The 25,129-nt window shown below is 73.0% G+C and carries 24 protein-coding genes; 8 read left to right on the forward strand and 16 right to left on the reverse strand.

Going from position 1 to position 25,129, the window contains the following annotated elements; all coding sequences use genetic code 11:
* Window positions 1-50: 50 nt before the first annotated feature.
* The gene (locus ACIP5K_RS04155) at window positions 51-731 is read right to left on the reverse strand and encodes a UbiX family flavin prenyltransferase (RefSeq protein WP_401404691.1); all 681 of its coding nucleotides are present in this window, start codon (window positions 729-731) and stop codon (window positions 51-53) included.
* 97 nt (window positions 732-828) lie between these two features.
* On the opposite strand from ACIP5K_RS04155, the gene ACIP5K_RS04160 reads away from it, so the two are divergent.
* Window positions 829-1,437 carry a rhomboid family intramembrane serine protease gene (locus tag ACIP5K_RS04160; protein WP_401404693.1) on the forward strand — a complete coding sequence of 203 codons (609 nt, stop codon included), beginning with the start codon at window positions 829-831 and terminating at the stop codon, window positions 1,435-1,437.
* Between the two features lie 163 nt (window positions 1,438-1,600).
* Here the strand turns inward: ACIP5K_RS04160 and ACIP5K_RS04165 are convergent, their stop codons facing one another.
* Genes ACIP5K_RS04165 through ACIP5K_RS04175 form a run of 3 tightly spaced genes read right to left on the reverse strand, consistent with a single transcriptional unit; the run spans window position 1,601 to window position 4,912 of the window.
* Window positions 1,601-2,506, reverse strand: a complete 906-nt coding sequence (locus ACIP5K_RS04165; RefSeq protein WP_401404695.1) for a hypothetical protein — start codon at window positions 2,504-2,506, stop codon at window positions 1,601-1,603.
* Window positions 2,507-2,555: 49 nt separating this feature from the next.
* The gene (gene mqnP, locus ACIP5K_RS04170; RefSeq protein WP_401404697.1) at window positions 2,556-3,461 is read right to left on the reverse strand and encodes a menaquinone biosynthesis prenyltransferase MqnP; all 906 of its coding nucleotides are present in this window, start codon (window positions 3,459-3,461) and stop codon (window positions 2,556-2,558) included.
* Complete coding sequence (locus tag ACIP5K_RS04175) at window positions 3,458-4,912, reverse strand: menaquinone biosynthesis decarboxylase (RefSeq protein ID WP_401404699.1); 1,455 nt, start codon at window positions 4,910-4,912, stop codon at window positions 3,458-3,460. Before ACIP5K_RS04175 ends, mqnP begins: the two co-directional genes overlap by 4 nt.
* Before the next feature lie 88 nt (window positions 4,913-5,000).
* On the opposite strand from ACIP5K_RS04175, the gene ACIP5K_RS04180 reads away from it, so the two are divergent.
* From ACIP5K_RS04180 to ACIP5K_RS04195, 4 genes are all read left to right on the forward strand, one after another.
* A complete protein-coding gene (locus ACIP5K_RS04180; RefSeq protein ID WP_401404701.1) occupies window positions 5,001-5,390 on the forward strand; it encodes a PLD nuclease N-terminal domain-containing protein in 390 nt (129 codons plus the stop codon).
* 88 nt (window positions 5,391-5,478) lie between these two features.
* Complete coding sequence (locus ACIP5K_RS04185; protein WP_401404703.1) at window positions 5,479-6,870, forward strand: purine-cytosine permease family protein; 1,392 nt, start codon at window positions 5,479-5,481, stop codon at window positions 6,868-6,870.
* Between the two features lie 41 nt (window positions 6,871-6,911).
* Window positions 6,912-7,361, forward strand: coding sequence for a nucleoside deaminase (locus ACIP5K_RS04190; protein WP_401404705.1), 450 nt, complete (start codon window positions 6,912-6,914; stop codon window positions 7,359-7,361).
* 215 nt (window positions 7,362-7,576) lie between these two features.
* Window positions 7,577-8,167, forward strand: a complete 591-nt coding sequence (locus ACIP5K_RS04195) for a TetR/AcrR family transcriptional regulator (RefSeq protein ID WP_401404707.1) — start codon at window positions 7,577-7,579, stop codon at window positions 8,165-8,167.
* Between the two features lie 63 nt (window positions 8,168-8,230).
* Here ACIP5K_RS04195 and ccsB read toward each other — a convergent pair whose 3' ends face one another.
* The 7 genes from ccsB to hemL all read right to left on the reverse strand — a co-directional run bounded on the left by ccsB (window position 8,231) and on the right by hemL (window position 16,005).
* Window positions 8,231-9,316: a c-type cytochrome biogenesis protein CcsB gene (gene ccsB, locus ACIP5K_RS04200; protein WP_401404709.1), complete on the reverse strand. Its 1,086-nt coding sequence runs from the start codon at window positions 9,314-9,316 to the stop codon at window positions 8,231-8,233.
* Window positions 9,313-11,013 (reverse strand): cytochrome c biogenesis protein ResB, encoded by a 1,701-nt coding sequence (locus tag ACIP5K_RS04205; RefSeq protein WP_401404711.1) that lies wholly within the window; start codon window positions 11,011-11,013, stop codon window positions 9,313-9,315. Before ACIP5K_RS04205 ends, ccsB begins: the two co-directional genes overlap by 4 nt.
* Window positions 11,014-11,016: 3 nt before the next feature.
* On the reverse strand, window positions 11,017-11,796 hold the full coding sequence (locus ACIP5K_RS04210) for a cytochrome c biogenesis CcdA family protein (protein WP_401404713.1): 780 nt from the start codon (window positions 11,794-11,796) through the stop codon (window positions 11,017-11,019).
* 6 nt (window positions 11,797-11,802) lie between these two features.
* Complete coding sequence (locus ACIP5K_RS04215) at window positions 11,803-12,423, reverse strand: TlpA family protein disulfide reductase (RefSeq protein ID WP_401404715.1); 621 nt, start codon at window positions 12,421-12,423, stop codon at window positions 11,803-11,805.
* Window positions 12,424-12,489: 66 nt separating this feature from the next.
* Window positions 12,490-13,767 (reverse strand): hypothetical protein, encoded by a 1,278-nt coding sequence (locus ACIP5K_RS04220; RefSeq protein WP_401404717.1) that lies wholly within the window; start codon window positions 13,765-13,767, stop codon window positions 12,490-12,492.
* Between the two features lie 223 nt (window positions 13,768-13,990).
* The gene (locus ACIP5K_RS04225; RefSeq protein WP_401404719.1) at window positions 13,991-14,683 is read right to left on the reverse strand and encodes a histidine phosphatase family protein; all 693 of its coding nucleotides are present in this window, start codon (window positions 14,681-14,683) and stop codon (window positions 13,991-13,993) included.
* A complete protein-coding gene (gene hemL / locus ACIP5K_RS04230; RefSeq protein WP_401404721.1) occupies window positions 14,680-16,005 on the reverse strand; it encodes a glutamate-1-semialdehyde 2,1-aminomutase in 1,326 nt (441 codons plus the stop codon). The genes ACIP5K_RS04225 and hemL overlap by 4 nt, the downstream gene beginning before the upstream one ends.
* Window positions 16,006-16,263: 258 nt before the next feature.
* Between hemL and ACIP5K_RS04235 the strand changes: the two genes are divergently transcribed.
* Window positions 16,264-16,833, forward strand: coding sequence for a hypothetical protein (locus tag ACIP5K_RS04235; RefSeq protein ID WP_401404723.1), 570 nt, complete (start codon window positions 16,264-16,266; stop codon window positions 16,831-16,833).
* Window positions 16,834-16,866: 33 nt separating this feature from the next.
* Here the strand turns inward: ACIP5K_RS04235 and ACIP5K_RS04240 are convergent, their stop codons facing one another.
* From ACIP5K_RS04240 to ACIP5K_RS04250, 3 genes are read right to left on the reverse strand one after another with little or no spacing between them, the layout of a single operon-like run.
* Window positions 16,867-17,733, reverse strand: coding sequence for an LLM class flavin-dependent oxidoreductase (locus ACIP5K_RS04240; RefSeq protein WP_401404725.1), 867 nt, complete (start codon window positions 17,731-17,733; stop codon window positions 16,867-16,869).
* Between the two features lie 44 nt (window positions 17,734-17,777).
* Entirely contained in the window at window positions 17,778-19,220 is a 1,443-nt protein-coding gene (locus ACIP5K_RS04245) for an ATP-binding protein (RefSeq protein WP_401404727.1), read from the reverse strand.
* Window positions 19,221-19,904 carry a response regulator transcription factor gene (locus ACIP5K_RS04250; RefSeq protein WP_401405271.1) on the reverse strand — a complete coding sequence of 228 codons (684 nt, stop codon included), beginning with the start codon at window positions 19,902-19,904 and terminating at the stop codon, window positions 19,221-19,223.
* A gap of 198 nt (window positions 19,905-20,102) precedes the next feature.
* On the opposite strand from ACIP5K_RS04250, the gene ACIP5K_RS04255 reads away from it, so the two are divergent.
* Window positions 20,103-21,413, forward strand: a complete 1,311-nt coding sequence (locus tag ACIP5K_RS04255) for a glycosyltransferase family 4 protein (protein ID WP_401404729.1) — start codon at window positions 20,103-20,105, stop codon at window positions 21,411-21,413.
* Window positions 21,414-21,708: 295 nt separating this feature from the next.
* Complete coding sequence (locus tag ACIP5K_RS04260; protein ID WP_401404731.1) at window positions 21,709-23,154, forward strand: hypothetical protein; 1,446 nt, start codon at window positions 21,709-21,711, stop codon at window positions 23,152-23,154.
* On the opposite strand, the gene ACIP5K_RS04265 is transcribed toward ACIP5K_RS04260, so the two are convergent.
* A complete protein-coding gene (locus tag ACIP5K_RS04265; protein ID WP_401404733.1) occupies window positions 23,137-23,799 on the reverse strand; it encodes a CE1759 family FMN reductase in 663 nt (220 codons plus the stop codon). The two genes, ACIP5K_RS04260 and ACIP5K_RS04265, sit on opposite strands and share 18 nt — an antisense overlap.
* Window positions 23,796-24,935, reverse strand: coding sequence for an LLM class flavin-dependent oxidoreductase (locus ACIP5K_RS04270; protein WP_401404735.1), 1,140 nt, complete (start codon window positions 24,933-24,935; stop codon window positions 23,796-23,798). Before ACIP5K_RS04270 ends, ACIP5K_RS04265 begins: the two co-directional genes overlap by 4 nt.
* Between the last annotated feature and the right edge of the window lie 194 nt (window positions 24,936-25,129).

The following is a 25,129-nucleotide window of genomic DNA, read 5'->3' on the forward strand; positions in this document are numbered from 1 at the left end:
GGAAAACGCCCAGCAATTTCTAAAGTCCAGCTGAGAAGAGCCGTGCCGCGCTAGTTCGCGCGCGAGCCCCCTCCCAGCTCTCCCTCCCACCGGCGGAACAGCGTGTGCGGCACGCCCGCCGCGTCCAGGGTCCGGCCCGCGACGAAGTCCACGAGGTCCTGGATGTGGGTCGCTCCCGCGTAGAACGCCGGCGACGCCGGGAGCACGACCGCGCCCGCCTCGTCCAGCGTCACGAGGTGCCGGAGGGTCTGCCCGGTCAGCGGGGTCTCGCGCACCGTGACGACCAGGGGACGGCGCTCCTTCAGGGTCACGCTCGCCGCGCGCTGGAGCAGGTCCTTGGAGAGCCCGAGCGCGACCCCGGCCACGCTCGCCGTCGACGCGGGCACGATGATCATGCCCTTGACCGGGTACGACCCGGACGACGGACCGGCGGCGAGATCGCCCGCGGCCCAGTACCGCACGTCGCTCAGATCGAGGCCGGTGAAGGTGTGCGGCTTGCCGTCGGCGCCCCGCGCCAGCCACTCCCCGAGGTCCTCGCGCCAGTGCGCGTCCCGGAAGGAGATGCCGGTCTCGTCGAGCAGTGTGAGCCGCGAGGCCCGCGAGACGACCAGGTCGACGGCCTCGCCCGCCCGCAGCAGGGCGCGCAGCACCGAAGCGGCGTACGGGGTTCCCGAGGCTCCGGACACCCCGACGACCCAGGGCGTGCGGCTGGTTGCGTTGACGTGCTCCACACACCCGAGCCTATCCGGCATGCTCGTGGGGGAACTCGACCAGGGGCCGGGGGCGTTGTGACGGATGACGGGCGGGGTCCGGGGGGACGGGGCTGAGATGGCGTACGAGGCGGAGCAGAAGAGGGCCACCGCGGGCGGGCGGGCGCTGGCCGCCGGCAAGGTGATGATCCTCTGGGTGGCCCTGCTGTGGCTGCTCGAAGGGGTCGACGCGGTGTCCGGGCACGCCCTCGACACCTTCGGCATCGAGCCGCGCGAGCCCTCCGAGCTGATCGACGTGGTCCCGGCGGCCTTCGTCCACTTCGGCTTCGCCCACGTCGCGGCGAACTCGGTGCCCCTGCTGGTCCTCGGCTTCGTCGCCGCGCTCGGCGGGCTGAGCCGCTTCTTCCTCGCCTGTGCGCTGATCGTCGTCGCGGACGGCCTCGGGGTGTGGCTGGTGGCGCCCGCGCACACGAACACGGCGGGCGCGTCGGGCCTGATCTTCGGCCTGTTCGGATTCGTGGTGTTCAGCGGTTTCGTGGAGGGCAGACCGCTCGGCATCGTCATCGGCCTGCTGATAGCGGCGTACTGGGGCACGACGTTCCTGGCGGGCCTGTCCCCGGCGAACGAGGGGGTCAGCTGGCAGGGCCATCTGATCGGCCTGCTCGCGGGGATCGGGGCGGCGTTCGTGCTGGGCAGACCGGCCCGGCGGGTGGTCGCCCCCGGCTGAGCGGTCCTGGCAGCGCTCCGCCACCGGCGAGGCAGGAGGCTCCCGGCCGGGACGCCGAGCGCGAGGCGGCTGCTGCGGTGCGCCGCGCGGGCGGCCGGCCCGGGCCGCGGGTTCGAGTCGGTGGTGGACCGGCTGCCGGACGACCAGGAGGTCACCGCCGGGTTCAAGGCGTCTTGGCGGCTGCCTCGGGCGGACGGGGCGTCGGCCCGGCTGGTGGGGTGGGCCCGGCCAGCCGGGCCTCGTGGCGGGCGAACGCCGTCTCCCGGCCCCGCTCACGGGCCGCCGCGAGCCGCCGGTCGGCCAGCCACAGCGGCACCAGCCACAGGAAGCCGTACGGGACGGGGTCGCTCGCGACGTCGGCCGAGCGCAGCGCCACGTTCGTCGCCAGGGCCAGCAGGAAGCCCGCCGTCCACACCGCGGCGCGGCGCCGGACCAGGAAGCGCAGGGGCGCCCGCCACGGGCCGGACAGTTCGTCCATCGTGGCGGCGAGCACGGCGGCGCCCAGGTGTTCCGGGTGACGCCGCTCCCCGGCCCGCGCGAGCGCCGCCGCGTCCCCGCCGTCCGCCGACGCCCGGTCGAAGACGTCCGCGACCTCGGCCGCCTGGTGCACGACGGCCTGCTTGCGCGTCATCTCCACCGCGGTCCGGCCGACCACGTCCTCGCGCCAGGACCGCCCGGCCCAGCGCTGGGCGGCCCGGGCCTGCTCCGCCGCCTCGGAGCCCGGCGCCAGCTCCTCGACGCGGCGCAGCAGCCCGGCGGCGCGGGCCGCCCGGCCCGGCCGGTCGAAGCCGTCGGTGTTGAAGCACAGCCGGGCGTACCCCGACAGCAGCCCCGGATGGTCGGGGTCCAGGGCGAGGCCGGCCCGGAAGGCCCGCTCCGCCTCGTCGTCGTGGTCGTCCTCGTCCTCGGCGAGATGCCCGAGACCCAGCCAGCACCACAGCCCGGGGTCGGGGCCGCAGCGCTCGATGCCCTCACTCGCGGCGCGGCGCACCGCGGCCGCCGCCCCGGCCTCGTACAGCTCCTGGCAGCGCGCCGCGTACCCCGCCGCGCCGACGGACGTGTCCGTCACCCTTCCCCCCACCCCTTCACCCCTTGTGGAACCGGTCGCCCGCGACCGGTCAGACCGTCAGTCCCCGCACCAGCAGGTCCAGCAGCGCGCACACGAAGAGCGCGATCCCGATGAAGCCGTTGACCTGGAAGAACGCCCGGTTCAGGCGGGACAGGTCGTGCGGCTTGACGATCGTGTGCTCGTACAGGAACGCGGCGGCGACGATCACCAGGCCGAGCCAGAAGAAGACGCCGGCGCCGGTCGCGAGCGCGTACCAGACGAACAGGGCCGTCACCACGGTGTGGCAGGCGCGGGCGCCCCAGATCGCGCCGGGGATGCCGAAGCGGGCGGGGACGGACTTCACGCCGACCTCGCGGTCGGTCTCCACGTCCTGGCAGGCGTAGATCAGGTCGAAGCCGCCGATCCAGATGCCGACGGCGAGTCCGAGGATGACCGCGTCCCACGACCAGGAGCCGGTGATCGCGATCCAGGCGCCGATCGGGCCCATCGCCTGCGCGAGGCCGAGGATGGCCTGCGGGAAGTTCGTGAACCGCTTGCCGTACGGGTAGACGACCATCGGGATCACCGCGATGGGGGCCAGCGCCAGGCACAGCGGGTTCAGCAGGGCCGCCGCGCCCAGGAAGACGACGAGCGCGATCAGCGCGCCGGTCCACGCCGACTTCACGGACACCGCGCCGGTGACCAGCTCGCGGTGGGCGGTGCGCGGGTTACGGGCGTCGATCTCGCGGTCGATGATCCGGTTGGCGGCCATCGCGAAGGTGCGCAGGCCGACCATGCAGACCGTCACCAGGAGCAGCCGGCCCCAGTGGATGTTCCGGTCCAGCTCGAACATCGCGGTCAGCGACGCGATGTAGGCGAAGGGCAGCGCGAAGACCGAGTGCTCGATCATGACCAGGCGCAGGAACGCCCTGGTGCGGCCCGGCTGCTGCGGGATTGCTGCTGAGGCGCTGCTCACTTGAGTCCGTACTCCTTCCAGCGGCGGTCGACGAGCGCCGCCGTCCGGGGATCGGAGACGACCATCTCGGGCCAGCCGCCGTCCCGCGTGTAGCCCTCCTCGGGCCACTTCCTGGTCGCGTCGATTCCCGCCTTGCCGCCCCAGAACTGCTGGTAGGAGGCGTGGTCGAGGTGGTCGACGGGTCCCTCGACGACGGTCAGGTCACGGGCGTAGTCCGTGTTCCCGAGCGCGCGCCACGAGACTTCATGAAGATCGTGCACATCGCAATCGGAGTCGACGACGACGATCAGCTTGGTCAGCGACATCATGTGCGCGCCCCAGACGGCGCTCATCACCTTCTGGGCGTGCTTGGGGTACTTCTTGTCGATCGAGACGATCGCGCAGTTGTGGAAGCCGCCGGACTCGGGCAGGTGGTAGTCCACGATGTCGGGGACGATCACCTTGAGCAGCGGCAGGAAGAAGCGCTCGGTGGCGCGGCCGAGGGGGCCGTCCTCGGTCGGCGGGCGGCCGACGACGATCGACTGGAGCAGCGGCCGCTTGCGCGTCGTGACGCAGTCGATGGTCAGCGCGGGGAACGGCTCCTGCGGGGTGTAGAAGCCGGTGTGGTCGCCGAAGGGGCCCTCGGGCAGCATCTCGCCGGGTTCGAGCCAGCCCTCGATGACGACCTCGGCGTTGGCCGGGACCTGGAGCGGGACGGTCTTGCAGTCGACCATCTCGACCCGCTTGCCCTGGATGAACCCGGCGAGCAGGTACTCGTCGATGTCGCCGGGCAGCGGCGCCGTCGACGCGTAGGTCACGGCGGGCGGGCAGCCGAAGGCGATCGCGACCGGCAGCCTCTCGCCGCGCCGGGCGGCCACCTGGTAGTGGTTGCGGCTGTCCTTGTGGATCTGCCAGTGCATGCCGATGGTGCGCTTGTCGTGGCGCTGGAGGCGGTACAGGCCCAGATTGCGCACGCCGGACTCGGGGTCCTTGGTGTGGGTCAGGCCGAGGTTGAAGAAGGAGCCGCCGTCCTCGGGCCAGGTGAACAGCGCGGGGAGCAGGTCGAGGTCGACGTCGTCGCCGGTGCGGACCACTTCCTGGACGGGCGCGTCCTTGACCTTCTTCGGCGGTACGTGCGTCATCGCGCCGAGCTTGCCGAACGCTTCCCGCATCCCGCCGAAGCCCTGCGGCAGCTCGGGCTTGAGCAGGCCGCCGATCTTGTCGCTGATGTCGTCGTAGGTCGTGAGGCCGAGCGCCTTGAGGAGCCTGCGGTCGGTGCCGTAGACGTTCATCGCGAGGGGCATCGACGCGCCCTTCACGTTCTCGAAGAGCAGGGCGGGGCCGCCGGCCTTGTTCACCCGGTCGACGATCTCACCGACCTCCAGGTACGGGTCGACCTCGGCCTTGATGCGCAGCAGGTCGCCCTCGCGCTCCAGCGCCCGGAGCAGGGAGCGAAGATCGTCGTAAGCCATGCCGTCCAGTATCCGGCAACCGTTACCCTGGCCCGGTCACCGGGGGGCCGCGCGGGTCCCCCATCGCCACTTGGGGGAAGCGCGCACCATGCTCCGGGTCCTGATGTTCCTGATCCCGCTGGCCCTGACGATCTACGCGTTCATCGACTGTCTGAACACGCCGGAGGAGGAGACCAGGCACCTGCCCAAGGTCGCCTGGGTCTTCATCATCCTGCTGTTCTGGGTCGTCGGGCCGGTCGTCTGGCTGGCCGCGGGCAAGCACCGGGCGCCGGCGGCCGGCGGACGCGCCGGCGGTCCCTTCGCGTCGGCGCGCGAGCAGCGGGCCCGGTACGTCGCCCCGGACGACAACCCCGAGTTCCTGGCGTCCCTGCGGGAGGGCGGCGCGCAGGACGAGGCGCTGCTGAAGGACTGGGAGGCCGATCTGCGCCGTCGCGAGGAGGAGCTGCGGCGCCGCGAGGGCGAGCAGGGCACGGACTGACGCGGCCGGGGGCGGTGCGGTGCGGGACCGGCATCCCGCACACTGGAAGGGGAATCCCCTCCTCCGCACCTCGCCCCCGTAAAGGCCCATGTCCAGATCCCCGCAGGTCACCGACCAGAGCACGCCGTCCGAGAAGCTGATAGCCGTCGAGGAGCACGGGGCCGACCCCGTGCCGCCCGGACGCCGGCACGGCTCGCCCCGCCAGTTGCTGTGGACCTGGGCCTCGCCCCAGGTCGGCTTCGCCACCGTCTTCATCGGGGTGCTGTCGGTCTCCGCGTTCGGCCTGGGCTTCTGGCAGGCCGTCGCCGCGCTGGTGCTCGGCGCCGGGCTCGGCTCGCTGGCGCACGGGGTGCTGTCGACGGACGGGCCGCGGTTCGGGGTCCCGCAGATGGTGATCGGGCGGCTGTCCTTCGGGTTCCGGGGCAACGCGCTGCCGTCGGCGGTGAACGCGTTCGTCGCCGGGGTCGGCTGGTTCGCCGTGAACACGGTGGGCGGCGCCTTCGCCCTGAACTCGCTGACCGGGCTGGCCCCGCTGCCCAGCCTGCTGATCCTCGTCGTGCTGGAAGTCGTCATCGGCTATGTCGGGCACGACCTGGTGCACCGGTTCGAGAAGTACGCGTTCCCCGTGCTCTGCGTGATCTTCCTGCTGGCCGGGGTGTGGATCTTCGTGGACGCCGATCTCGGCGCGCCGGCCGGGCCGGGCGGCGGCTTCGGCGGGTTCCTGCTCGCCTTCTCGGCCTGCTTCGGCTTCACCGCGGGCTGGAACCCGTGCGCCTCGGACTACGCCCGCTACCTTCCGGCGGCCACCTCGCGCCGGGCCACCGCCTGGTACGCGGGGCTCGGCCTGTTCCTCTCCGTCTCCGTCGTCTCCGTGATCGGCGCGGCGTCGGCCACGCTCGCCGCGCCCGCCGGCGCCTCCCCCACCGACGCCTTCACCGGGCAGCTCCCGGACTGGCTCGGCAGGCTCACGCTGGTCGCGATCATCCTGGGCGCGATGGCGGCGGCCACCCTCAACGTCTACTCGGCGGCCGTCTCGCTGTCCTCCCTCGACCTGCGGCTGCCGCGCCGGCTGAACCGGGCGGCCCTGGTCGCGGTCGTCGGCGCGTTCGGCACCGCCGCCGGCTGGGCCTCGCTCGCCGACGCCGGGCACGCCTTCGAGAACTTCCTGCTCGTCATCGCGTACTGGATCGCGCCCTGGCTGGGCGTGGTCCTGATGGAGCATCTGCTGCGCGCCCTGCCCGACGCGGCGCTCGCCGAGCGGCTCCAGGACCGTGCGTTCACCCAGCACGCCGGGCTCGTCGCCCTGCTCGCGGGGGTCGCCGTGTCCGTGCCGCTCTTCTCCAACCAGGCCCTGTTCGTCGGCTGGGTGCCCGGCCGGTGGCCCGGCGTCGGGGACCTGACCTGCCCGGTCGGGTTCGTGCTCGGCGCCGGCCTGTACGCGCTCCTGCGCCGCCGCGACACCGCCCGCACGTCCCGCTAGCCCCGACCCCCCTTCACACCCGACAGGAAGGCCCGTACGTCATGGATCTCGACCTCGCCCGCACCTGGCTCGCCACCGCCGTCGAGGAGGCGAAGGCCGGCCTCGCCGAGGGCGGCATCCCGATCGGCGCCGCGCTCTACTCCGCCGACGGCGCCGTGCTCGGCCGCGGCCACAACCGGCGGGTGCAGGACGCCGACCCGTCCGTGCACGGGGAGACCGACGCGTTCCGCAACGCCGGGCGGCAGCGCTCGTACCGGGGCACCACCATGGTCACCACGCTCTCGCCCTGCTGGTACTGCTCGGGCCTGGTGCGGCAGTTCGGGATCTCCCGGGTGATCGTCGGGGAGGCGCGCACCTTCCACGGCGGCCACGACTGGCTGGCCGAGCACGGCGTCGAGATCGTGCTGCTCGACGACCCCGCGTGCGTCGGCATGATGGAGGAGTTCATCGCGGCGAAGCCGGAGCTGTGGCACGAGGACATCGGCGCATAGCCGGACGCCGCTCCCGGCGATCGCACCCCGGAACGGGCCGCCGAACGGTCCCCCGTGCCGCTCGACGGCCCCGGCCGGGGGGTGAACCCCGGCCCGCTCCGTCGCGATCAGTGTGACGCAGCGGGCCCGGAAATTGGAGCGGCTTTCTAGATTTTCACCTGAGAATCACATCCGGAGCCCCGTCGTTGACATGGTGCTTTACGCTGACTGTCACCATGAGTCCCAAGCAACGGCGTGGCGCGGAGACGGTCGAGCGCCTCCTCGACACGGCGCTCTCCGTGTACGCGGAGGCGGGCGAGACCGGGGTGACGGTGCACGCGCTCACGTCGTCCAGCGGAGTGAGCGCGGGGAGCCTCTACCACCACTTCGGCAGCGTCGACGGGCTGATGGGCGCGCTGCTGCTGCGCTGGCTCGGGCGGCTGCTCGACGAGGTGTCCGCGGCGCTGGCCCGGTCCCGGACGGCGCGCACCGGCATCCGCGCCGCGGTCCGCTCCTACCTCGCGTTCGTGGGTGAACACCCGGACGCGGCGAGGCTGTTGCACTCCTCGTACGCGGACCGGCTGACCATGGCGCAGGCCCGGCGGCTGCGGGACAGCCAGGAGGCGCGGCTCTCGCCGGTGGCGGTCTGGCTGGAGCGGCACATCGCGTCGGGCGAACTCGCGGCGCTGCCCGCGCCGTTGATCGAGAGCCTGGCCCTCGGCCCGGTCGTCGCCGTCGCCCGGCGCTGGCTGTCGGTCGGCGACGTCGACCTCACCCACGCGGCCCGCGTCCTGCCGGACCGGATCTGGCGCTCCCTGGAACCGTGACCCGCGGGACGTGCCGAGGCCCCCTGCCCGGGCGGGCAGGGGGCCTCGGCGCGTGCCGCGGGGTCAGACCCCGGCGTACGAGTGCTTGCCGGAGACGAAGATGTTCACGCCGTAGTAGTTGAACAGCCAGCAGCCGAAGGCGATCAGGGCCAGGTAGGCGGCCTTGCGGCCCTTCCAGCCGGCCGTGGCGCGGGCGTGCAGGTAGCAGGCGTAGGCGACCCAGGTGATGAACGACCAGGTCTCCTTCGGGTCCCACTCCCAGTAGCGGCCCCAGGCGTCGCCCGCCCAGATCGCGCCCGCGATGATCGTGAACGTCCACAGCGGGAAGACGGCCGCGTTGATGCGGTACGAGAACTTGTCGAGCGAGGCGGAGGCGGGCAGCCGCTCCAGGACCGAGGTGGCGAAGCGGCCCGGCGTGCCGCCCTGGGACAGCTTGTTCTCGTAGGAGTCCTTGAAGAGGTAGAGCAGGGTGCCGACCGCGCCCACGTAGAAGACGGCGCCGCAGAAGATGGCGGTCGAGACGTGGATGTACAGCCAGTACGAGTGCAGGGCCGGGACCAGCTGGTCGCTCGCGGTGTACAGGACGGTGACGGCGAGACCGAGGTCGAGGAGGACCGTGGTGACCAGCGGCAGGCCGAGCCAGCGGACGTTCTTCTTCAGCGCCAGCAGGCCGAGGTAGACCCCGACGGCGACGGTGGAGAAGGTGATGTTGAACTCGTACATGTTGCCCCACGGGGCACGCTGCACGGAGAGCGCCCGGGTGAGGACACCGCTGAACTCGATGAGGAAGCCGAGCACGGTGAGCGAGATCGCGATCCGCCCGTAGAGGTCGCCCTGCACGTCACCGCCGGAGGCGCCGGGGCCGTCCGGCACGTCGCCGCGGGAGCCGGCGGCGCTGCGGGTGACGACCTGCGGCCGGTCCAGGACGGCGGTGCCGCCCTTCTGCTGGACCTGCACGGCCGGGGCGGCGGCCGGCTTCCGCGCCGGCTGCGTCAGCGCGGCGGCGGCGCGGCCGGTCTTGCTGCGGCTGCCGAAGATCCACTCGGCCATGTTCGCGAAGAAGGCCAGCAGATAGACGGCCATCGACGAGTAGATGAGGACGTTACTGGTTTGCGCCAGGTTCTCGTTGGTCGCGGCGGCGAGATTCACTTCTCAGCCCCTTCGGCGGCAGGAACAGCGGTGGGTGGTTCGGGGGTGGGTTCGGGGGCGCTCGGCGCCTGGGCGTGCAGCTTCCCGACGATCGAGCCCAGCTCGTCGGGGAGCTTCGCGGACTCGCTGCGGCCCAGGCCCGCCGTCTCGACGACGGTGACGCCGTCGTCGCCGGTGGTGGCCCGCACCCAGACGCGGCGGCGCTGGATGAACAGCGAGCCGACCAGGCCCGCGATGGCCGCGATCGCGCCGGTGAGCGCCCAGCCGGTGCCGGGCTGCTTGGCGATCTCGAAGGTGGCCCACTCCTGGACGCCCCTCTCGAAGGTGATCGAGCCGGCGCCGTCGGGCAGCTTCATGGTCTGGCCGGGCAGCAGCCGCTTCTTGAGCAGGCCGCCCTTGGAGTCCTTGAACTTCTTCATGTTGGTCGTGTCGAGCTGGTACACGTTCTGCGGCAGGCCGGCGTCCACGCCCAGGCTGCCGTGGTACGCGGACAGCGCCAGGACCGGGAAGTCGAGCGCCGGGAACTGGGAGAACATGTTGCCCTTGCCCGATCCGGCGAAGGTCGGCACGAAGAAGGCGTTGAAGCCGAGCTGGTCCTTCTTGCCGTCCTTGTCGCGGTAGCCGTCCATGATCTTGATGGCGCCGGTGGACGTCTGGTTGGAGTCGATCGGCAGCAGCGGGACCGGCGTGTGGTCCGAGACGATGTTCCCCTTGCCGTCGCGGACGGTCACCACGGGCGCGTACCCGTGGCCGGAGAGGAAGATCTTGGTGCCGTCGATCTTCAGCGGCTCGTTGACCTTGATGGTCGCCTTCTTCTCCTTGCCGTCGGCGCCCTCGCTGTAGGTGACGTCGGCCTTGTACGTGCGCGCCGTGCCCTTGTTCGGGCCGGTGCGCTCGTAGGTCCCGGTGAAGTCCTTGAGCGTGAAGCTGAAGGGTTCGAGGCCGGTGTCCTGGTCGAAGAGGTTGCCGGAGGAGAAGTCGTCGTACTGCGGGAGGGTGTTGGAGAAGCCGTCGCCCTCCAGCACCAGCTTCGTGCCGTCGGACTTGAACAGCTGGCCGGTGGCGAAGCCCACCAGCATCACGATCAGCGCGACGTGGAAGACCAGGTTGCCGGCCTCGCGCAGATAGCCCTTCTCGGCGGCGACGGCCGACCCGGCGACGTGCGCGCGGTAGCGCCGCTTCTTCAGCAGCGCGAGCGCGGCGGCGCGGACCTCGTCCCCGCCGGCCTCGGTGCGCCACGTCGCGTAGGCGGGCATCCGGTCCAGGCGGCCCGGTGCCCCCGGCGGCCTGCCGCGCAGCTGGCCGACGAACTGCCAGGTGCGCGGGATGATGCAGCCGATCAGCGAGACGAACAGCAGGATGTAGATCGCCGAGAACCACACCGAGCTGTAGACGTGGAAGAGGCCGATGCGGTCGTAGAGCGGCCCGAGGTGCTCGTGGGCCTTCTTGAACGCGTCGACCTTCATCTGGTCGGTGCCGGTCTGCGGGATCAGCGACCCGGGGATCGCGCCGAGCGACAGCAGGAGCAGCAGGATCAGCGCGACCCGCATGGAGGTCAGCTGCCGCCAGAACCAGCGGGCCCAGGCGACGACCCCGAACGTGCCGGTGGCCGGGGAGCGGTCCTCCTGCGGGGCCGTACTGAGCTGGGACGTGGCCTGCTGCTCGGTGGCCTCTTCGGGGGTGTTCGTCTTGCTCATAGGTCAGATTCCCACTTGGAAGCCGTTGGACCACGTCTGCATCTGCTGGACGAGGCTGTCCCACGCGCCGGTCAGCAGCAGGACGCCGGTCAGGATCATCATGATGCCGCCGATGCGCATCACCCAGGCGTAGTGCTTCTTGACCCAGCCGAAGGCGCCGAGCGCCTTGCGGAAGGCGACCGCGGCGAGCACGAAGGGCACGCCGAGTCCGACGCAGTACGCGACCATCAGTATGGCGCCGCGGCCCGCGCTGCCCTGATCCAGGGCCAGGTAGGACACGGAGGAGAGGGTGGGGCCGATGCACGGGGTCCAGCCGATGCCGAACAGCGCGCCGAGCAGCGGCGCGCCCGCCAGACCGGTCACCGGCCGCTTGTGGAAGCGGAACTCGCGCTGGGTGATGCGCGGCAGCAGGCCCATGAAGAAGATCCCCATGAGGATCATGAGGACGCCGAGGACCTTGGACAGGACGTCCCGGTACTCCTGGAGCGTCTGCCCGAAGAAGCCGAAGAGGGCGCCCCCGGAGACGAAGACCACGGTGAAGCCGAGGACGAACAGCGCCGCGCCCGTGGCCATCCGGCCGCGGCGGGCCTCGGCCAGGTCGGTGCCGCTGACGCCGGTCACGTACGACAGGTAGCCGGGGACGAGCGGCAGGACGCACGGGGAGAAGAACGAGACCAGGCCGCCGAGGACGGCGATCGGGATGGCGAACAGCAGGGCGCCGCTGTAGACGGTCCGGTTCAGACCGTCGCCGTCAGCGGCGAGTGCGGCGAGCGTGGAGGACACCGTCGATCACTTTTCCGCGATCACGGGGTCGATCATCTCGTGCAGGCTCTTCTCGTTGAGGGCCTTCAGCGAGCGGGCGGCCAGCTTGCCGTCGCGGTCGACGACCAGCGTGTTGGGGATGCCCTGCGGGTTGAGCGTGCCCCGCTCGTACTTCAGCAGCAGCTTGCCCGCCGGGTCGTAGAAGCTCGGGTAGGTGATGCCGAAGTCCTTCTCGAAGGCGATCGCCGAGCCCTGCTTCGGGTCCCGGGTGTTGATGCCGATGAACTGGACGTCCTTGCCGCGGGTCTGCTCGGCGACCTTGGCGAAGTACTTCGCCTCCAGGCGGCACGGCGAGCACCAGGAGCCCCAGATGTTGATGACCAGGACCTTGCCCTTGTAGTCGTCGGTGCTCAGGGGCTTGCCGGTGAGGTCCTCGCCGGTGAGGGTCGGGGCGTCGTGCCGCTCGTCCTTGGCGACGGTGGAGATCCCGCCGGTGCTGGTCACGAAGTTGGTGTTGCCGCCGCCCCCGGAGGTGCCGCCATTGCCGCACGCCGTCAGGACGAGGGCCGCGACGGCGGCTCCTACGGTCAGCTTGGCGGCGCGGCGCGTGGTCGCGGCGGTGCGGGGGGCGCGGCAGGCGGCACTCATGTGAAAAGTTTCGCATGTCCGTTCAGGGGATCTTTCGCACCCCCCTCGTGGCTGGAAAAGCCCACTTCAGGAGGGGTTTGTGCGGCTCTTTCCGGGGTGTGTGCGGGGCTTCTCCAGGAACCGGCGCCAGCCCTGTGCGGGCTGCTGGCCCACGTCGAGCGAGCGCAGCCTGCCGAGCACCTCGGGGTCCTGCGCGTCCAGCCAGTCCACGAACTGGCGGAAGGAGACGAGCCGTACGTCACGGTGCTTCTCGGCGGTGGCCGCGATGTGCTTGAACGCTTCTTCCACGGCGTCCATGTAGATGCCGCCGTTCCACTCCTCGAAGTGGTTGCCGATGAAGAACGGCGCCCGGTTCGTCCGGTACGCCCGGTCGAACCCGGCGATGTACGCGGCGGCGGACTGCTTGCGCCAGGCCGGGTAGTGGTAGCTGGGCGCCCGGGTGGAGTTGTGGGACTGGTTCGCCAGCATGTTGTAGTCCATGGACAGGACCTCGAAGCTGCGCCCCGGGAAGGGGACGGCCTGGAGCGGCAGGTCCCACACGCCCATCCGCTTCTCGGGCCAGCGCTGCCGGCCGCCGGGCGAGGAGGCGTCGTAGCGCCAGCCCAGCTCGCGGGCGGTGGGCAGCAGGTTGTCCTGGCCGAGCAGGCACGGGGTGCGCCCGCCGACCAGTTCCTTGTCGTAGTCGAACGGCAGCGGCGGCAGGTCGGTCCAGCCGGAGTTCGTCCGCCAGCGCTGCACAAACGTTTTTGCCTGATCGATCTCGCTGCGCCACTGCGCGGGCGTCCAGTGGGCGACGGTGCCGCCGCCCGCGCAGAAGTGGCCGTTGAAGTGCGTGCCGATCTCGTGCCCGTCGAGCCAGGCCTGCCGGGTGTACTTCAGCGTCGCCCTGATGTGCTCGTCGGTGAGGTAGCCGATGTCGGAGGCGCCGACCGGGTTGTTCGGCGGGCGGTACAGGCGCTTCTTGGACTCCGGCAGCAGATACAGCCCGGAGAGGAAGAAGGTCATGTGCGCGCCGTGGTCCTCGGCGAGCTTGAGGAAGCGCGGGAACAGGCCGTTGCCCACCTCGCCCGCGCCGTCCCAGGAGAAGATCACGAACTGCGGCGGCTTCTCGCCCGGCGCGAGCTTCTCGGGCGCGCCCGGCTGCTTGGGCTGCTTGCCGGTGTACGCGGTCGAGCCGTCGCCGATGGGCCGGACGGCCGGCTGCTTGGGGGCGCCGGGGCGGCCGGACCGGGTGGGTTCGGCCCGCACCGGGGACCGGGCGTCGTCCGCGCCGCAGCCGGCCAGCGCCGCCGCGGCCGCGCCCGCTCCCATCCCGATGACTCCCCTACGGCTGACCTCGCGCATTCCGTCCCCTTGTTCGTCGCGCCGGGCCACCCATTCACAGGGCGGCACCCCCTTAGAGGGCGCGAGCAACACGCGGGTTCCTGGAAATAGGACGCTTTTGGGGTGGTTTGATGCGTCACACAGCCGAATCCCCGGGCGGGTCGGCGCGCCGCGCACCGAGGGCGACCGGGTGATCACACACGGGAGGGCCGCCGGTCACGGCGGCCCTCCGGCGGAGCGTGCGTCAGGCGCCGAACGCCTTGTCCTTGCCCTTCACCGGCTTGGCCCCGGCCCGCAGGTGCGCGGGGACCAGGTCGATGGCCGGCTCCGCGTAGCCCACCGAGACGATGGTGTCGCCGCGGTAGGTGAACGTCGTCAGGGAGGCGAGGGTGCACTGCCGCTTGCGCGGGTCGTGCCACAGCCGCCGCTTCTCGACGAAGGAGCGCACGGTCCAGATCGGCAGCTGGTGGCTGACGCACACCGCCTCGTGGCCGCGCGCCGCGTCCTTGGCCGCGTCCAGCGCGCCCATCATCCGCACGACCTGCTCGACGTAGGGCTCGCCCCAGGACGGCTTGAACGGGTTGACGAGGTGCTTCCAGTTGTCCGGGTTCTTCAGCGCGCCGTCGCCGACGCCGAAGGTCTTGCCCTGGAAGACGTTGCCCGCCTCGATGAGCCGGCCGTCGCTCTCCAGGTCGAGGCCGTGCGCCTTGGCGATCGGCGTCGCCGTCTCCTGCGCCCGCTCCAGCGGGGAGGCCACGACGTGCGTGATGTCCCGCGCGGACAGGTGCTCGGCGACCCGGTCGGCCATCTGCCGGCCCAGCTCGGAGAGGTGGTAGTCGGGCAGCCGCCCGTACAGGACCCCCTCGGGGTTGTGCACCTCGCCGTGGCGCATCAGGTGGACGACGGTGATGTCGCTGTCGCTCTTGGGGGTGCTCATGCGGTGGCCTCCGCAGCCGCGCGGGCGGCAGCCGGGAGCGCGGCGGCGATGCGCTCGACCGCCCGCTCGTCGTGGGCGGTCGAGACGAACCAGGACTCGAACGCGGACGGGGGCAGGTACACGCCCTGCTCCAGCATCGAGTGGAAGAACGGGGTGAAGCGGAAGGACTCCTGGCCCTTCGCGTCGTCGTAGTCGCGCACCTCGCCGTCCGTGAAGAACACGGAGAACATGTTGGAGGCGTTCTGCACGCGGTGCGCGACGCCCTCCTTGGTGAGCGCCTCGGTGACCAGGGCGCGCAGCTGGGCGCTGACCGCGTCGACCGCGGCGTACGCGGCGTCGTCGAGCAGCCGGAGCTGGGCGAGCCCGGCGGCGGTCGCGATCGGGTTGCCGGACAGGGTGCCCGCCTGGTAGACGGGGCCCGCCGGGGCGAGGTGGGCCATGACGTCGGCCCGGCCGCCGAACGCCGCGGCCGGGAAGCCGCCGCCCATGACCTTGCCGAACGTCATCAGGTCGGGCGCGACGCCGTCGACGCCGAACCAGCCGGCCTTCGAGGTGCGGAAGCCGGTCATGACCTCGTCGGAGATGTACAGCGCGCCGTTCTCCCGGCACGCCGCCCTCAGCCCGGCGCTGAAGCCGTCGCGCGGCGGGACGACGCCCATGTTGCCGGGCGAGGCCTCGGTGATGACGCAGGCGATCTCGCCGGGGTGCGCGGCGAACGCGGCCCGCACGGCCTCCAGGTCGTTGTACGGGAGCACGATCGTGTCGCCCGCCTGGGCGCCGGTGACGCCGGGGGTGTCGGGCAGGCCGAAGGTGGCGACGCCGGAGCCGGCGGCGGCCAGCAGCGCGTCGACGTGGCCGTGGTAGCAGCCGGCGAACTTGATCACCTTGGCGCGGCCGGTGAAGCCGCGGGCCAGCCGGATCGCCGACATGGTCGCCTCGGTGCCGGACGACACCAGGCGCACCTGCTCGACGGGCTCGATCCGGGCGACGATCTCCTCGGCGAGCGCGACCTCGCCCTCGCCGGGCGTGCCGAAGGAGGTGCCGCGGGCGACGGCCCGCTGCACGGCCGCGATGACCTCGGGGTGGGAATGGCCGAGGATCATCGGCCCCCACGAGCACACGAGGTCGACGTACTCGCGTCCGTCGGCGTCCGTCAGATACGGACCGGTACCGGACACCATGAAACGGGGCGTACCGCCCACGGCTCGGAACGCGCGCACCGGAGAGTTCACGCCACCGGGCGTGACGACGGACGCACGGTCGAAGAGCCCCTGCGAAACGGGTGCCTCATAGGGATAGGGGGTGTTGTTCGCCTCTGCCATGCCTCTCAGCGTACGGCCCGTGTCCGCGGACCCCTCCGCGCGGACCCGTCGCCGCCTAGACTCGCACCGTCGGACCGTCATCACCCCGTGCGGCGTCGGTACGGGCGGTGGGGGCCCCGCTCGCGCGGTTGTGCCGCCGGGACGTTTCGGCGGGTGACCGTGGGGGAGGTCACTGACACGATGATCGGGTTGCGCGTCGGCGGTCGCGCGGCCTAGAAAAGGGCCCTGGCGCCCTGAGAACAGCAGTCGGGTGGAGATATGCATCGCGGTGGCGGCGGACTGGGCGAGGGGACCGACGACCTGGGCCCCCGGCGTGCCCGGCGGGGAAAGCACCGGCGCGACGACCGCGGGGAGCCTTTGGTGGGGAGCGGAAGCGGGAATGGTGGCCGGGTGGGGGTGACGTACAAATACTTCGGCGCGCCCGACGGCGCGACGGCGGCCCGGGTCCCGATCTCCATGCGTCCCGAGGAGCTCGGCGGTGACGAGCTGGGCATGGGCGGCATGTTCACCAAGATCAAGCCGGAGACGATGGCCGCGATGGTCCTCACCGGCATCGAGGGCATACCCCTGCACAGGGTCCCGCCGCTGGAGTTGGTCGTGCTCCACCCCGACTACGCGGTGGTGAAGCTGCCGATGACGGTCGTCGACCCCCTGCGCGGGGTCGGCGAGGAGGCCGTCGGCGCGGCGGCGTTCATCTGGTCCACGGTCCCCGACCGGGGCGGCCCCCGCGACGCGTTCAACGTGTACCAACTCCTGCACGAGTGGCAGGACTTCAGTCACCGTCTGCACGACGCCGGACACCAGGCGTACTGCCTGGTCTGGCCCTGACCGCCCCCGGGGAGGTCGTCCCGGCGACGGTGGTCACAGGGCCGGGGGGCCCGCCTCGACGCGGCGCAGCACCGCCTCGTACGCGTCGATGGACCCGCCGGTCTGGAGCTGCCGTTCGTCCCACCAGGTGGCGCCCGCGTCGGCCAGCGGGCCGATGATGTCGCGGGCCGCGCCCGGGTCGCCGGGGGTGAGCCCGCCGGCGACGAACTCGAAGTCCGCCCCCGGCGTGTCCCGGTGGTCGTTCACGTACGCGACGACCTCCGCGAACCGGTCGGGGCGCGGCGGCACCCCGTGCGGGGCGTCGGCGAAGAGCGGGGCGGCGCCGTCCCAGCGGGCCGCGCGGCGCATCGGGCGGCGGTGCGGCCAGAAGCCGCCGACCCACACGGGCGGCCGGGGCCGCTGCACGGTGGCGGGCAGCAACTGGGTGTCGTGGACGCGGTAGTGGGTGCCGGCGTGGTCGACGCGGTCGCCGGACCAGTAGCGGGCGAGCAGGCCGAGGCCCTCGTCGAGGCGTTCGGCGTGCACCGCGCGGTCGACGGTGTCGCCGAAGCCGCCGTACTCGTCGGCGACCGGCCCGCCGAGCCCGGCGCCGAAGACGGTCCGCCCGCCGCTGACCGCGTCGAGGGTGGCGACCTGGCGGGCCAGCTGCTCGGTGCGGTAGCGGGGCACGGGTGTGACCAGGGTGCCGAGCCGGATCCGGGTGGTGGCGAGGGCGGCCGCGGTGAGCAGCATCCACGGGTCGCCGAACGGCTTGCCGCGCTGGACCTCCTTGTCGTGGACCACGTGGTCCCAGAGCAACAGGCCGTCCCAGCCCGCCTGTTCGGCCGCCCGCGCGGTCCGGGCGACGGTACGGGGGTCGGCGAAGTCGCCGAAGTTCGGGATGTTGACGGAGAAGCGCATGGGGTCATGGTGACCGGCGGGCGGCCGCCGCGCCATGGCGCGGTTCAGCGCCGGCCCGCCGCGGTCCCCGGCTCCCGCGCCCCTTTCACCACGAAGCCGATGACCGCTCCGCCGCCGTCCCGCCGCGCGGCGAACGGCACCCCGCCGTGGGCCGCCGCGACCTCCCGCACGATCGACAGGCCCAGACCCGAGCCGGGCAGGCTGCGGGCGGCCGGGGCCCGGTAGAAGCGGTCGAAGATGCGGTCCGCGTCGCTGTCGGCGATGCCGGGGCCGCGGTCGAGGACCTCCACCCGGACGCCGCTGCCGGCGCCCGACAGCCGGGTGACGACGATCTCGATGGGGGCGGTGCCGCCGGTGTCGAACTTGGCGGCGTTCTCCACCAGGTTGGACAGCGCGCGCTGCAACTGCGCCGGGCGGCCGGTGACGGTGGTGTCGCCGCCCGCCGGTCCCTCCACGCGGACGGTGACCGTGCGGCCCGTGCGGCGCCGGGTCAGCGTGGCGACGTCCTCGGCGGTCTCGGCGAGGGCGACGGCGACGGCGGCCTCGTCGTCCTCCTTGCCGGCCGCGAGCTCCACCAGTTCGTTGACCAGGTCGGTGAGTTCCCGCGACTCCTGGGCGAGGTCGGCGACCAGCTCCCCGCGGGCGGCGGGCGGCAGTTCGTCGATCCGGTGCAGCAGCGAGATGTTGGTCCGCAGCGAGGTCAGCGGGGTGCGCAGCTCGTGGCCGGCGTCCTGCACCAGCCGGCGCTGGTCCTCCACCGAGCGGGCCAGGCGGCCCAGCATCCGGTCGAAGGAGCGGCCCAGGCTGCCGACCTCGTCGCCGCCGGTGACGGGGACCGCGACGTCGAGGCGGCCGGTCGACGCCACGCCCTCCGCGGTCTGCGCGAGCCGGACCAGCCGGGAGGTGACGCGGCGCGCCAGCCACCAGCCGAACAGCCCCGCCGCGAGGACGACCGCCGCCGCGAACAGCAGGGTGCGCCGCTGCAACTCGGCGAGCAGGTCCTCGGTGTCGCTGAACTCCTGGGCGACCTGCACCGCGCCGCGCCCGCCGCCGAGCGAGACGGTCGCCAGCCGGTACGCGTCGCCGTCGATCCGCACGTCGGTGTCCTCGGCGAGGCCGCCCGCCGTCCGCGCCTCGGCGATGCGCCGGTCGTCGGCCTCGACGGGCAGCGGCGGGCTGCCCCGGTCGGTGACGGTGCCGCCGGGGCCGAGGACCTGGATGTCGGTGCCGACCGGGCGGGTCAGGTCGTCGCGCGGCCCGTCGTGGTCGGGGTCGCCGGAGCCGAAGTCGCCGGGGGTGAGCGGCTCGGCGCGGACCTGCTGGCGCAGGTCGTGGACGACCTCGTCGAAGACGGCCTCCTGGTCGACGCGGACCAGCCGGGCCGCCGAGTCGTAGGAGAGGAAGCCGACGAGCGCCGTCACCCCGGCGGCCACCGCCGCGAAGGACAGGGCCAGCTTGGTGCGCAGGCTCCGGGAGGCGGGAGCCACTCAGCCCTCCCTCAGCACGTAGCCCACTCCCCTGACCGTGTGGAGGAGCGGAACGCCGTCCGGCTCGTCCACCTTGCGCCTGAGGTAGCCGACGTAGACGGCGAGGTTCTTCGAGCCGGGCCCGAAGTCGTAGCCCCAGATCCGGTCGTAGATCGTGGCGTGGTCGAGGACGATGCCGCTGTTGCGGGCGAGCAGCTCCAGCAGGTCGAACTCGGTCCTGGTCAGTTCCAGCTCGCGGGCGCCGCGCCAGGCGCGCCGGGCGGCCGGGTCGATGCGCAGGTCGGCGGCGGTCACCTGGCGGCCGTCGTCGCAGGGGTCCTCGGGCACCGGGGCGGCGCGGCGCAGCAGGGCGCGCAGCCGGGCGAAGACCTCCTCCACGTCGAAGGGCTTCACCACGTAGTCGTCGGCGCCCGCGTCCAGGCCGGCGATCCGGTCCGGGGTCTCGACCAGCGCGGTCAGCATCAGGATCGGGGTGCGGTCGCCCTCGGCGCGCAGCACCCGGCAGACCTGGAGGCCGTCGATGCCCGGCATCATCACGTCCAGGACGAGGATGTCGGGCCGGGAGCGGTGGGCGGCGGCGAGCGCCTCGACGCCGTCGGCGACGGCCGTGACCACATAGCCCTCCAGCGCCAGGGCGCGTTCCAGGGCGTTGCGGATCGGCCGGTCGTCCTCGGCGAGCAGCACGGTCGGGGCGGGGGCCGGAGTGGGCGGAGCGGTGTGCGACACCCCGCCAGTCTGCCCCCACGGGCGGTGCGCATCGCCTGATCGGCCGTCCGCCAATGGGCTTCTTACTCGCCTCTCACCCCCACCGGACGGGCGGCTTACCTGATCCGAGCAGTCTCCCTTCCGGACATTGGGGGCAAGCCGGGGAAGGCAGTACGCATGAAGATCGTGTTCCTGCTGCACAACGTGTACGCCATCGGCGGCACGGTGCGCACGACGCTCAACCTCGCCGCCGCGCTCGTCGAGCACGGCGGCCACGAGGTGGAGATCGTGTCGATGTCCCGGCACCGGGAGTCGCCGCGCTTCCCGGTGGACCCGCGGATCCGGCTCGTCCCGCTCGTGGACGGCCGGGCGGGCGGCGCCGACAGCGCGCTGCCCGCGTTCGGCGAGCCGGCCCGGGAGTTCCCGGCCGCGGAGAAGCGCCACAAGCAGTACACGCTCCTGCACGACCAGCGGGTGCGCGCGTACCTGGAGGAGCGGTGCGACGCCGACGTGGTGATCGGCACCCGGCCCGGCATCAACGTCTACCTGGCGAAGTGGGGCCCGCGGCGGGCGCTGCGGATCGCGCAGGAGCACCTGCGGCACGACGCGCACGACAAGAGGCTGCGCGCGGTGCTCGCCCGGTACTACCGGCGGCTCGACGCGCTGGTGACGGTGACCGAGGAGGACGCGGCGGTCTACCGGTCGCGGATGCCGCTGCCGGGGGTGCGGGTGCTGGCCGTGCCGAACATCGTGCCGCCCGCCGCCGTCCCGCCGTCGGACGGCACCTCGAAGATCATCGCGGCGGCCGGGCGGCTCGCCCCGGGCAAGCGCTACGACCTGCTCCTGGAGGCGTTCGCCGCGGTCGCGGCGAAGGAGCCGGGCTGGGAGCTGCGGATCTACGGCGGCGGCGCGCAGGAGGCGCGGCTGCGTGATCTGGTGGCCGGGCTCGGGCTGACCGGGCGGGCCCGGCTGATGGGCGCGGTGTCGCCGATCGAGCCGGAGTTCGCCAGGGCGTCGCTCGTGGTGAGCGCCTCCGACGCGGAGTCCTTCGGGATGACGCTGGTGGAGGCGATGCGCTGCGGGGTGCCGGTGGTGAGCACGGACGCGCCGCTGGGCCCCGGCGAGATCGTCACGGACGGGCACGACGGCCGGCTGGTGCCGGTCGGGGACGCGCGGGCGCTGGCCGAGGCGATGGTCGAGCTGATCGAGGACGACACCCTGCGCCGGGCGATGGGCGCCGCCGCGCTGGAGTCCGCGCACCGCTACGACCCGGAGCCGATCGTCGCCCGCTACGACGCGCTCTTCACCCGGCTCCGCGCCACCCGAGGGCGCCGCGCGGGGCAGCGGATGCACGGCCGGGCCGTCAACTGGGCGCGCAGGCGAGCCCGTTCGGTACGGGGAACACGCTCCCGCGGACAAGAGGGGACCCGCCATGACGACCGAGGCCACCGGACCAGGGGCGCCGCCGCGCGACCCCGGACGCCGTAGGACGACGATGACCACGCCCCCGGCGCACGAGCGCACCGCACCGCCCACCGAGACGTCCGTCCCGCCGGGGCCCCCGGCCCCCGGTCCCCGGCGGCGACGGACCCCCCAGGGACGGAGGACGGACCGACAAAGTCGGTGGCGGCCCGCCCTCCGTCCCACCCTCCCCTCCCTCCCCGCCCTCCCCGCCGTCCGTTCCGCCCTCGCGGCGCGGTGGAGCCTGTGGTCCCCCGCCCCCGCCGGGGTCCTCGCGTTCGCCGCGGCGGGCCCCGTCGCCGCGCCGCCCGCACCGCCGCGCGTGCGGCCGGGGGCGCGCCCGTCCCGGGCCCGGCGCGTCCCGGGGCCCGACGGCTGGCTCGCCGCCGTCGCCGTGCTCTACACGCTCGCCCAGCTCACCCTCGTCGTGCCCCGGCTGGGGCACGGCCTCGGCTGGGACGAGTCCGTCTACGTCTCCCAGTACGACCCGCGCAACCCGGCCGTGTTCTTCAGCGCGCCGCGCTCGCGCGGGACGAGCCTGCTGACCGCGCCGTTCGTCGCGGCCGGCGCCGGACCGTCCGCCCTGCGCGCCGTGCTCGCCGTGCTGTCCGGCGCCGCCCTGTTCGCTGCGTTCCGCGTCTGGCGCCCGCTGGTCGGCGCCCGCACCACCGCGTTCGCCGCGCTGCTGTTCGGCAGCCTGTGGATCAGCGTGCTGTCCGGGGCGATGGCCATGCCCAACCTGTGGGTGGCGTTCGGCGCGCTCGGCGCGGTGGGCTGGTTCCTGCGCGGCGACAGCCGGCGGTGCGCGCTGTGCGTCGCGGTGGTGGCGCTGTTCCGGGCGCCGGACGCGGTGTGGCTGGTGCTGCCGCTCGCCGGGTACGCGCTCCTCGTACGGGACCGGCGGCGCACCCTGCCGTGGCTGGCCGCGGGGCTCGCGGCCGGGCTCGCCCAGTGGGTCGTCGAGGCGTACGTGCGCTGGGGCGGGGTCACCGAGCGGCTGCACGTGTCCAGTGCCACCGAGGGCGACATGGGCCCGCACCTCAACCTCGGCACGGCCTGGCGCGCGGTGAACGGCCCGCTGCTGTGCCGCCCCTGCACGGCGGGCGCCCCCGACCAGCCGCTCCTCGCTCTGTGGTGGCCGGCGCTGCCGCTGCTCGCGGTGGCGGCCGTCCTGCTGGCCCGGCGCGACGCGCGGCGCGCGGCGACCGTGCTGCCGGTGGTCTGCGCGGCGGCCCTGAGCGCGTCGTACCTGCTGCTCATCGGCTACTCGGCGCCGCGCTTCCTGCTCCCGTCGTACGCGCTGCTCGCCCCGCCCGTCGCGGTGCTGCTGCGGCGCCTGGCGCGCGGCCGCCCCCTGGCGGTCGCGGTGGCGCTGCTGGTGGCGGCGCAGATCGCCTCGCAGGGCGTGGTACTGCACCGGGAGGTCGCCGCCACGGCCGCGACCGACGCCCGCTACGTCGCCGCCGCGCGGGGCCTGCGCACCCTGGGTCTCACCCCGCCCTGCCTGGTCACGGGCCCGCGCGCGCTGCCCGTCGGCTACGCGGCGGGCTGCGCGTCCGCGCAGATCCGGGGCAACAACACCTCCACGACCCGCGCGGCGCTGCTGCGCCGCGCGGCCCGGGTGCCGACGGCGCTGCTCACCGCCCGCGGCACCCGCCCGCCGTCCTACGCGGCGCACTGGACCCCGTACGACCTGCCCGGCACCCGGGGCTGGACCGCGTGGAAGGCGCCGGAGCCGGCCGCGCTGCGGCTAGTCGGCCGGCCGTAGGGCCGCGAGCCGCTGCGCGAAGGGGACCACCTGGAAGCCGTCGGCCGGGTCCACCGAGGTGATCGCGCCGTGCGCCGAGCGCGGCGCGATCGCGGCGGCGGTGTCCACGTCGGGCGCGGCGTCGGCCGCGGTCACCGAGGGCGCCATGAACCGCGCCAGCTCGGCGCCCGCGCGGCTGATCCGGGCGGCGAGCCCCTCCTCGCCCCAGTCCTCCGACGCCGCGTACACGGCGGTCGGCAGCACGAGGGCGCGCAGGTACGTGAAGAGCGGGCGCAGCGCGTGCTCGGTCACCAGCGAGTGCCGGGCGGTGCCGCCGGTCGCGGCGACCAGCACGGGCTTGCCGGTCAGCGCGTCCTTGTCGATGACGTCGAAGAACGACTTGAACAGTCCGCTGTACGAGGCCGCGAACACCGGCGTCACGGCGATCAGGCCGTCCGCCGCCGCCACCGCGTCGAGCGCGGCGGCGAGCCGGGCGGGCGGGAAGCCGGTGACGAAGTGCCGCGCGATCTCCGTGGCGAGGTCCCGCAGCTCGACCACCTCCACCTCCGCGTCCACCTGGTGCAGGGTCGCCGCCGTGAGCCGGTCGGCGAGCAGCCGGGTGGACGAGGGGGAGCTGAGCCCCGCGGACACGACGACGAGCTTCATGCGCTCCTGGCCTCCTCGTTCCCGTTGTTCCCGTTGTTGTCGCTGTTGTCGCTGGTCCCGTGCGTGTTCTTCGCCGCGACCCGTGCGGCGTGGGTCGGCGCGTCCGGCACGTTCGCGGGCCGCTGGTTGGCGAACTCCTTGCGCAGCACCGGCACGACCTCCTCGCCGAGCAGGTCGAGCTGTTCCAGGACCGTCTTGAGCGGCAGGCCCGCGTGGTCCATCAGGAACAGCTGGCGCTGGTAGTCGCCGACGTAGTCGCGGAAGGACAGCGTCCGGTCGATGACCTCCTGCGGCGAGCCGACGGTCAGCGGCGTCTCGCGGGTGAAGTCCTCCAGGGACGGGCCGTGGCCGTAGACCGGCGCGTTGTCGAAGTACGGACGGAACTCGCGCACCGCGTCCTGCGAGTTCTTCCGCATGAACACCTGGCCGCCGAGGCCGACGACGGCCTGTTCCGGGGTGCCGTGCCCGTAGTGGGCGTAGCGCTGGCGGTACAGGTTCACCATCTGCTTCGTGTGGCTGGCGGGCCAGAAGATGTTGTTGTGGAAGAAGCCGTCGCCGTAGTACGCGGCCTGCTCGGCGATCTCCGGGGAGCGGATGGAGCCGTGCCAGACGAACGGCGCGACGCCGTCGAGCGGGCGCGGGGTCGAGGTGAAGGACTGGAGCGGCGTGCGGAACTTGCCCTTCCAGGTCACGACGTCCTCGTCCCACAGGCGGCGCAGCAGGGCGTAGTTCTCGATGGCGAGGTCGATGCCGTCGCGGATGTCCTTGCCGAACCAGGGGTAGACCGGGCCGGTGTTGCCGCGCCCCATCATCACGTCGACGCGGCCGTCCGCGACGTGCTGGAGCATCGCGAAGTCCTCGGCGATCTTCACCGGGTCGTTGGTGGTGATGAGGGTGGTGGAGGTGGACAGGACCAGCTTCTCGGTGCGGGCCGCGATGTAGCCGAGCATCGTCGTCGGGGAGGACGGGACGAACGGCGGGTTGTGGTGCTCGCCGGTCGCGAAGACGTCCAGGCCGACCTCCTCCGCCTTGAGCGCGATGGCCAGCATCGCCTTGATCCGCTCGTGCTCGGTGGGGGCACGCCCGGTCGTCGGGTCGACCGTGACGTCGCCGACGGTGAAGATCCCGAACTGCATGGCTGCTCACCTTCCAGGTTGTTGACGCTTCAACTATACCCCTGGAACAGTGCCCCGGCCCCACTTATTTCCGCGTGCGCGCCGGGCGGGGCTGGGCGCGCGGTTCCCTCGCGGGGCCGGTGGGGGCTGGGCGCGCAGTTCCCTCGCGGGGCCGGTGGGGGCTGAGCGCGCAGTTCCCCGCGCCCCTGGGTCCG

The sequence above is a fragment of the Streptomyces sp. NPDC088785 genome, assembly GCF_044750685.1.
Lineage (GTDB): Bacteria > Actinomycetota > Actinomycetes > Streptomycetales > Streptomycetaceae > Streptomyces.

Excerpts from the sequence above, each read along its gene's own strand:
- ACIP5K_RS04160 (WP_401404693.1), top strand. The coding sequence starts at position 829 with ATGGCGTACGAGGCGGAGCAGAAGAGGGCCACCGCGGGCGGGCGGGCG.
- ACIP5K_RS04175 (WP_401404699.1), bottom strand. The coding sequence starts at position 4,912 with ATGGCTTACGACGATCTTCGCTCCCTGCTCCGGGCGCTGGAGCGCGAG.
- ACIP5K_RS04180 (WP_401404701.1), top strand. The coding sequence starts at position 5,001 with ATGCTCCGGGTCCTGATGTTCCTGATCCCGCTGGCCCTGACGATCTAC.
- ACIP5K_RS04185 (WP_401404703.1), top strand. The coding sequence starts at position 5,479 with ATGTCCAGATCCCCGCAGGTCACCGACCAGAGCACGCCGTCCGAGAAG.
- ACIP5K_RS04190 (WP_401404705.1), top strand. The coding sequence starts at position 6,912 with ATGGATCTCGACCTCGCCCGCACCTGGCTCGCCACCGCCGTCGAGGAG.
- ACIP5K_RS04195 (WP_401404707.1), top strand. The coding sequence starts at position 7,577 with ATGAGTCCCAAGCAACGGCGTGGCGCGGAGACGGTCGAGCGCCTCCTC.
- ACIP5K_RS04205 (WP_401404711.1), bottom strand. The coding sequence starts at position 11,013 with ATGAGCAAGACGAACACCCCCGAAGAGGCCACCGAGCAGCAGGCCACG.
- ACIP5K_RS04215 (WP_401404715.1), bottom strand. The coding sequence starts at position 12,423 with ATGAGTGCCGCCTGCCGCGCCCCCCGCACCGCCGCGACCACGCGCCGC.
- ACIP5K_RS04220 (WP_401404717.1), bottom strand. The coding sequence starts at position 13,767 with ATGCGCGAGGTCAGCCGTAGGGGAGTCATCGGGATGGGAGCGGGCGCG.
- ACIP5K_RS04225 (WP_401404719.1), bottom strand. The coding sequence starts at position 14,683 with ATGAGCACCCCCAAGAGCGACAGCGACATCACCGTCGTCCACCTGATG.
- hemL (WP_401404721.1), bottom strand. The coding sequence starts at position 16,005 with ATGGCAGAGGCGAACAACACCCCCTATCCCTATGAGGCACCCGTTTCG.
- ACIP5K_RS04235 (WP_401404723.1), top strand. The coding sequence starts at position 16,264 with ATGCATCGCGGTGGCGGCGGACTGGGCGAGGGGACCGACGACCTGGGC.
- ACIP5K_RS04240 (WP_401404725.1), bottom strand. The coding sequence starts at position 17,733 with ATGCGCTTCTCCGTCAACATCCCGAACTTCGGCGACTTCGCCGACCCC.
- ACIP5K_RS04255 (WP_401404729.1), top strand. The coding sequence starts at position 20,103 with ATGAAGATCGTGTTCCTGCTGCACAACGTGTACGCCATCGGCGGCACG.
- ACIP5K_RS04265 (WP_401404733.1), bottom strand. The coding sequence starts at position 23,799 with ATGAAGCTCGTCGTCGTGTCCGCGGGGCTCAGCTCCCCCTCGTCCACC.
- ACIP5K_RS04270 (WP_401404735.1), bottom strand. The coding sequence starts at position 24,935 with ATGCAGTTCGGGATCTTCACCGTCGGCGACGTCACGGTCGACCCGACG.